The following is a 6,490-nucleotide window of genomic DNA, read 5'->3' as shown; positions in this document are numbered from 1 at the left end:
CTTGAATTCAAGTGAGTGAGTGCGGCGAATGAGAGTTTTGGGATGCATAGGTGTCCACCAAATTTAAGTGGACACCATCGTCTGGCCAAATAGATTTAACTTCAATATGGGATAACTGGACGCTCACCGCTCTCCAGTAGCTAGCGAGGGTCGGCGATGCAGCGTAAGCGGGTATTCCAGGTTGACTGGCTAACTTACACAATGGGCCACCTACGGCCATTCCCGAATGACCGATAACTGGAAGCCAATCATAGATTGGCTTCCAGCATAGATTCGCTCCCAGCTATGACTTGGGTGCTGCGAATGCCGACATACAGCACTGCAGGATGCGCATCAGCGATGTTAGCAAACAGATGACTGCGTATGCACCACTGAAAATTTCAATGTCCTCGGTGAAAAATTTGCATCTTTGTGCTCAGTCGTATGCCAGAAGCGTCACTTTGTACCCATCATCCTGACACAAGGTTTGCTCATAAACAGACTCTGGAAATTCGAGGCCCTTACGCTCTTGAAGCCACCAGGTTGCATCAATTTCGAACCAATCGTCCGGATCGGTTTCTTTTTGTCGACTGAAACTTTTGGACGGCAAAGTGCTACCTTTTCGTATGCAAAGTTTTTCAGTGAAATTGTCACTTTTCACTGAGTACCGGACTTCGTTGTCCTTTGAAAACACGATTGCGCAGGCGTATTCGCTCAGCTCCGTCAGTCGGCGGGAAGCCATTTCAAAGCTAGTTTCAAATTCTTCTGTCAACGCTGAAATGTGAGCGAGTTCGGGGTCTTTGTTAGCGACAAGTCGCCTCTTAACCAGTTGACGAGGCATCAGGAGTTCTGCGGAAAATTGGTTGGCTTGAATCTCCCAGTCTGCGTTTGCGCGCGAAGAAATATCGTCGGATGTGCAACTGAAGTTAGTCTGTCTGTGCCAAGGAAGTAGGAAGTGCCCTAGCTCATGACCAATGGTGAATCTGCGTCTTGGCTTTGGACGATTTGCGTTGAAAAAAATTGCACCTTTTGATTTCTCCGGGTTCGAAATCAAAGCGCCTTCAAAGCCTTCGCTAGTGACAGCTTCAATTTTGGAAATTCCAGCAAGCCTTGCCAGGTCCTCAATGGGCACTGGGAGTGGAAGGTTCGGATTCTGTTTCAGAATTTCATCGACTAGCTGCTCGGGCCGTACGAGGTCGGCCAATTCAATGAGGTCAAGTGTCAACATCTCCCTGGGGCCTCTTGTTCTTGAACACCTCCAGAGTTTGCATCAGAACAGCACGTTCAGGTTCAGAAAGAGACTTGAAGTCCCGGAAAAATTGGTGTGCAACCTCTTCATCAAGACTGCTGACCTCGCCGGTTCCAGCGAGGTACTCAACAGTCACTTTAAAGTGGTCCGACAGTTTTTTCAACAAGTCCAAAGAGGGATTTTTGGTGTTGCCTCGTTCGAGGGCCCAAACATGAGTCTTGGAAACACAAACCGCATCTGCGGTTTGTTGCAGCGATTCACCCTTGCGCAACCTTAACTCGGTCAGTTTGGCTCCAATAGACATGAATGTCTCCAGTTGTGAGCATGCACTCGGTGTGCTTGCGATTATATATATAAGACGATACATCAACTGTACTTGACGCAACATTGCATTAACTATATATTACGACTTGTTAACCATCGGAGAAGCAATATGCCCGGAAAAAATCAACACGTTGTTCCCCACAAAGACGGCTGGGCCGTCAAAGGCGAGGGAAACAAGCGCGCCACAAGCGTTCACGACACCCAAAAGCAAGCTTCGAATGCCGCAAGGGAAATTGCTAAGAACCAGCATTCAGAGACCGTGATTCACCGTCCTGATGGCCGAATTCGGGATAAAGACAGCTACGGAAACGACCCGTTTCCTCCAAAAGGTTGAGTAGCAATGACCGAAGAGCAGCCGATTTTTCATGTTCTTGCGCTTTCTGGTGGGGGATACCGAGGTCTGTACACGGCAACGGTATTGACCGAGCTGGAGGCTGCTCTCGGTCACCCTATCGCAAAACATTTCGACTTGATATGCGGGACTTCCGCAGGTGGGCTTTTGGCATTGGGTTTGGCGCAAGAAGTGCCAGCCAAAGAATTGCAGGCGCTTTTTCTGGAAAAGGGAAAGCGGATATTTGATGACCGCACCCTGATTCGCCGATTGCTTGGATTTTGGTTTGGGGCAAAGCACTCTAACGTTGGCCTGAGGGAGGTCCTTGAGGCGCAGTTCAAAACGGCAACGATTGGCGACCTCAAGCACCGCGTACTTGTTCCAACGGTGAACTATTCCACAGGCCTCGGGCAGTTTTTCAAGACGCCTCACCACGAGAAGTTTGAATTGGACCATCGCATGAGCCTTGTCGATGTGGCCATGGCCACATCTGCGGCACCTGTTTATTTCCCGCTCGTCCGCAATAGCCGCGGCGTGTATGCCGATGGGGGGCTCGTTGGCAATGCCCCCGGATTTTTTGGGTTGCATGAAGTAAATACGTTTTTGGCACCTGACCGAAAGGCGAAAGTGCGCGTACTTTCCATCGGAACTATGACGATTGGTACCACGATTCGCGGTGGGGCTAGTCTTGACCGTGGCATCTTTAACTGGGGCGGTAGCCTATTTGACCTAGTAATTTCTGCACAGGCCTCGTCCTCCAACTACATGTTGCGTCAGTCATTGCAGGACGACTACTTCCAAATCGATGATGCGGCCACCCCAGACCAAAGCAAGGATGTCAAGGCGCTTGACCGGGTCACTCCTGCATCAACCAATACATTGCGTGACAGGGCCACCCATGCCGCCCAGAAAGCCCTTGGTGAACCTTTGTTTCAACCGTTCCGCAGTCACTTCGCAGCTGCCCCCACTTTCTTCCATGGTCCCAACAAGAATTCATAGGCTTCCCAATGCTTAACCTCAGCCCACTATTCAATACCGCAGACGGCAATCAACTCGGCTTCGTTGACAAGCTGGAGCTGGACGAGGCGGAGAAAAATTACATTGCAGCGGCAAAACTCGAAGTCCGAAACTGCCTGAAGCTCGGCATTCCCCGCGTATTGAAGAGTCAGGGCTTTGAGGGAGAGGTACCCGACCCGCGATTTTTTACACAGGGGTCATGGGCGTATAGGACACTAAACGCGCCAGCTCAAAACCCGCAGCAAGCGGATGTGGATGATGGAGCGTACATGCCACTCAGTTTTGTTGCTCAGACGTCGCGCCCAAGCGTTGCAAGTTCCATTTTCTTTGCTGCGGCAGAGGCGGCATTGGCTCCCCTTATTACCGCCAAATCCTGGCAGCTGGTGACGGATAAACCGACTTGCATCCGCATAGTCATAGGGCCACGTGCCCACATTGACGTACCCCTCTATGCAATTCCAGACAAAGAGTTCGGCACCCTTGCAAAAGCCGCGTTCGACCATGGACACAAGGGACTAATGGAGGCGATGCGTGCAAAGGCAGAAAAAGACGCGTGGACCGCACTGCCTCGTAATTCCGTATTACTGGCGCATCGCGAAGACAATTGGATTGCGTCTGACCCACGACCTGTCAAAGAGTGGTTTGTGAACGAAGTGACCGCCAAAGGAGAACAGCTCCGTCGTGTGGTTCGCTACCTTAAGGCGTTTCGTGACTGGAAGTGGTCGAGCGGAGGTCCCTCATCAATTCTGCTTATGGCGGCGGCAACCCCGCATTTTGAAAAACGTGATCGCAGGGATGATTTAGCTCTCCTCGAAGTCGTTGCCAAGATACCAGAGACGTTGCGCAAGGGAGTAGTAAATCCAGTGGACAAGAAAGAGTCCCTGACTGATCGTTTGGGTGCGGAGAAAGTGGAAGAAGCTGCAAAAAGCTTCGAAGAGTTTGAGAAGTTTTTACGTGGTGCGGTCAATGCCGGCAGTGCTTCTCAGGCCTGCGTTTGGATGGTCGGGCAATTTGGACCCCGCTTCCCTAATGAGCCTTCACGGGTAGTAGTCACGTCGGTTGCCGCAACCGTTGCAGTTGCACCTGCGGCTTATGGGCCTTCCGAAATTGTTGGGCGCTCCCAAGCGGGATGAATCCGTCTAGGGAATCCACTTCCATAGTTATCGACGCGTTGAAGTCGAGGGGATTTCGCTACGTCAGCACATCTCAAGACGGGTGGCTTCACTTAAAAGGTTCTCTCAACGCGGGTGATGCAGCGCATCCCTGCGAAATAGATATTGACCCTAATTTCTTTGACCTGCCATGCATTCGACTTCTTGATGTGCCCGCACAGCTGCGCCCAATTGCGCCGCACATCAATGATAAGGGAGAGATTTGCTACTTGGCCAAAGCCGTCATTGTTCTAGATATTTTTGACCCTGTCGGGCAGACCATTGCTTGCCTGGAGAGAGCAGAGCATGTTCTCGGCCGTCTTCTTCGCGCCGAAATGGTCGAAGACCTTGAAGAAGAGTTTTTCGCCTACTGGGACGGTTGGCCATGTGTATCTGACCTTGAGGATCATGCGGACGGAAAGCGGCAAGCTGTTCTTGGGACCGTCGAAGATTTAGACTTTCCGGTAGTGTCAGACAACCTGGAACGAACCAAGAAGAAGATTGCGGTGTTGGGTTGGCGGCAGTCGGACATGCCGCTTGCTACCTATCAAATCTCAACTACCGCAAAGCCACGGCCAAGCCAAGTCGTATGGCCTCTTTCAAATTTGCGAGAGTTCCTTTGGTGGCAAGCTCAATTCGACTCTGCTAGCCGCCAAAAAATTGAAACCCATGTAAAAGATGCGGCGAACAATGGCTCGTTTGGCACAGTTTTACTCATTGAGTCGCCTGCCTTGGTTTACGGGGTACTGGTCCTATTCAATAAGCCCGCAGGTGGTTGGGCTGCAAACGGTAAGCCTAACAAAATCCCTAATCTCTTTGAATCCAGAGTCAAGGCTCTTTCGGTGACCAGGGTTGACGACCGATACATTGCTGAGCGAAACGTGCCAAATAGAAAAACTTTAGCGGGGAAGCGAATTGCCATCGTTGGTATTGGCACCATCGGGGGCTACTTGGCGGACATGTTAGTAAAGGCTGGCGCTGGCACCGGTGGTGGGCAACTGACCCTTGTAGACATGGACACACTTGGCACCAACAACATTGGCCGGCATCGGCTTGGTTTTTCCAGTCTCTTTTTGAACAAAGCAAAAGCCCTTCGCAAGGAACTTCTCAGAGATGCTCCCAGTGCCGAAATCCGCGCATTACCGGTAAGGGTTCAAAGCGCCAACATTATTGGCATTGACCTCCTGATTAACGCCACAGGAGAAGAGGCGCTTGGACATTGGTTAGCGGCGAACCATGAATCCAGCACTCCTATGCTGTCAGTATGGATTGAAGGTCCTGGAGTCGCTGTTCGGGGGCTAATGCAGAACGACATGGGAGGAGCATGTTGTCGGTGTTTGACCAGTCACGTTCGGAATGGCCGCTACAAGGCCACGGAAGAAGATATTCCTTTAGTCACTTCGGGACAGGGCTGCGAGGGACTCTACGTTCCATTCCCAGCGACGGTTTCTGTTCAAGCTGCCAGTCTTGGTGCAGAAATGGCGATTGATTGGGCGAATGACTCGAACACCCCAAAACTACGAACCCGCATCACGGACTCAAAGTGGAGTTTAGGTGCAAATGATTGCAATCCAAAGCAAGTGGAAGGCTGCCCAGCATGCAGCAAGTGAGCACGTGGGGCACGGCAGACCTTCGCCTGCTCGTATCAATTAACGAACTGTCTTTGAGTGCTTTTGAGAGGCATGTTCAGCATCATGAAGCTGACCCCGAGAGCGGCGGAATTTTGCTAGGTTGTGTGCGTGGGCCTCACTTGGAGGTCCTTGAAGCGTCAACCCCGACAAAGTGGGATAGGAGATTTCGATACTTTTTTGAAAGGCTACCGTTTGGGCATCAACTGCTAGCCGATGAAAAATGGACGAAGAGCAGCGGTACTGTGCGGTATTTGGGAGAGTGGCATACACACCCTGAGGACGACCCGTCGCCATCTAGTCTCGACCGAAGTGAGTGGCAAAAGCAGGCCGCACGCCGTAAGGATGGTAGGTCTACGCTATCCATCATCGTTGGCAGACATTCTCTGCACGTCGAGCTTGTTGCTAGCGATGGAGCGAGCATCAAACTACTGAGGGTGGAATAGGCTACGTCTTAGCAAAGCCTTTAAGTACATCGAGCCATAGAGGGTTCTATGTAGCAAGGAACTGAGGTAGCGTGCCTGAGTTCGCAACTGGTCGATTCATGACGGCCACTACGCGATGGGGTAATCGCTAAGCGGTGACAAGCACTGCGATTTCGGAAATCAGTGAATATCGGCTTTCGGGCGTGGAAATCGAGGGACGCTAGGGCCGCTTTGGGTCGCTGTGTGAATTCAACCGGCACACCAGTCTGACCGGAATCAGCCTGAAGCCGCTGCTTGTCAATATTCGCAAAGTCAACAATATTGTTGGTCTGCAGCAGGCTGAGGCCGTGTGATAACTCGCAAGGAGCTCGTTCGACATTAACGCA

General features: G+C 51.4%; 7 protein-coding genes. 5 read left to right on the top strand and 2 right to left on the bottom strand.

The genetic code is table 11. From position 1 onward, the window contains the following. Positions 1 to 415: 415 nt before the first annotated feature. Positions 416 to 1,207 (bottom strand): ImmA/IrrE family metallo-endopeptidase, encoded by a 792-nt coding sequence (locus B9Z39_RS09265; RefSeq protein WP_108301485.1) that lies wholly within the window; start codon positions 1,205 to 1,207, stop codon positions 416 to 418. Then, positions 1,194 to 1,532 (bottom strand): helix-turn-helix domain-containing protein, encoded by a 339-nt coding sequence (locus B9Z39_RS09260; RefSeq protein ID WP_108301510.1) that lies wholly within the window; start codon positions 1,530 to 1,532, stop codon positions 1,194 to 1,196. Before B9Z39_RS09260 ends, B9Z39_RS09265 begins: the two co-directional genes overlap by 14 nt. A 129-nt stretch (positions 1,533 to 1,661) precedes the next feature. Here B9Z39_RS09260 and B9Z39_RS09255 point away from each other — a divergent pair, with 129 nt between their 5' ends. From B9Z39_RS09255 to B9Z39_RS09235, 5 genes are read left to right on the top strand one after another with little or no spacing between them, the layout of a single operon-like run. Continuing rightward, on the top strand, positions 1,662 to 1,886 hold the full coding sequence (locus tag B9Z39_RS09255) for a DUF2188 domain-containing protein (protein ID WP_108301484.1): 225 nt from the start codon (positions 1,662 to 1,664) through the stop codon (positions 1,884 to 1,886). Between the two features lie 6 nt (positions 1,887 to 1,892). Further along, the gene (locus B9Z39_RS09250; protein WP_108301483.1) at positions 1,893 to 2,882 is read left to right on the top strand and encodes a CBASS cGAMP-activated phospholipase; all 990 of its coding nucleotides are present in this window, start codon (positions 1,893 to 1,895) and stop codon (positions 2,880 to 2,882) included. A gap of 8 nt (positions 2,883 to 2,890) precedes the next feature. Next, positions 2,891 to 4,033 carry a cyclic GMP-AMP synthase DncV-like nucleotidyltransferase gene (locus B9Z39_RS09245; protein ID WP_108301482.1) on the top strand — a complete coding sequence of 381 codons (1,143 nt, stop codon included), beginning with the start codon at positions 2,891 to 2,893 and terminating at the stop codon, positions 4,031 to 4,033. After that, the gene (locus B9Z39_RS09240; protein WP_108301481.1) at positions 4,030 to 5,661 is read left to right on the top strand and encodes a ThiF family adenylyltransferase; all 1,632 of its coding nucleotides are present in this window, start codon (positions 4,030 to 4,032) and stop codon (positions 5,659 to 5,661) included. The genes B9Z39_RS09245 and B9Z39_RS09240 overlap by 4 nt, the downstream gene beginning before the upstream one ends. After that, complete coding sequence (locus tag B9Z39_RS09235; RefSeq protein ID WP_108301480.1) at positions 5,649 to 6,125, top strand: Mov34/MPN/PAD-1 family protein; 477 nt, start codon at positions 5,649 to 5,651, stop codon at positions 6,123 to 6,125. Before B9Z39_RS09240 ends, B9Z39_RS09235 begins: the two co-directional genes overlap by 13 nt. Positions 6,126 to 6,490: the final 365 nt, after the last annotated feature.

The sequence above is a fragment of the Limnohabitans sp. JirII-29 genome (assembly GCF_003063395.1).
Classification (GTDB): Bacteria; Pseudomonadota; Gammaproteobacteria; order Burkholderiales; family Burkholderiaceae_C; genus Limnohabitans.
This window is presented reverse-complemented; position numbering and strand designations above follow the sequence as displayed.

What these genes read in the sequence shown, in the direction of transcription:
- B9Z39_RS09265 (WP_108301485.1), bottom strand. Translation starts at nt 1,207, where the DNA reads ATGTTGACACTTGACCTCATTGAATTGGCCGACCTCGTACGGCCCGAG.
- B9Z39_RS09260 (WP_108301510.1), bottom strand. Translation starts at nt 1,532, where the DNA reads ATGTCTATTGGAGCCAAACTGACCGAGTTAAGGTTGCGCAAGGGTGAA.
- B9Z39_RS09255 (WP_108301484.1), top strand. Translation starts at nt 1,662, where the DNA reads ATGCCCGGAAAAAATCAACACGTTGTTCCCCACAAAGACGGCTGGGCC.
- B9Z39_RS09250 (WP_108301483.1), top strand. Translation starts at nt 1,893, where the DNA reads ATGACCGAAGAGCAGCCGATTTTTCATGTTCTTGCGCTTTCTGGTGGG.
- B9Z39_RS09245 (WP_108301482.1), top strand. Translation starts at nt 2,891, where the DNA reads ATGCTTAACCTCAGCCCACTATTCAATACCGCAGACGGCAATCAACTC.
- B9Z39_RS09240 (WP_108301481.1), top strand. Translation starts at nt 4,030, where the DNA reads ATGAATCCGTCTAGGGAATCCACTTCCATAGTTATCGACGCGTTGAAG.
- B9Z39_RS09235 (WP_108301480.1), top strand. Translation starts at nt 5,649, where the DNA reads ATGCAGCAAGTGAGCACGTGGGGCACGGCAGACCTTCGCCTGCTCGTA.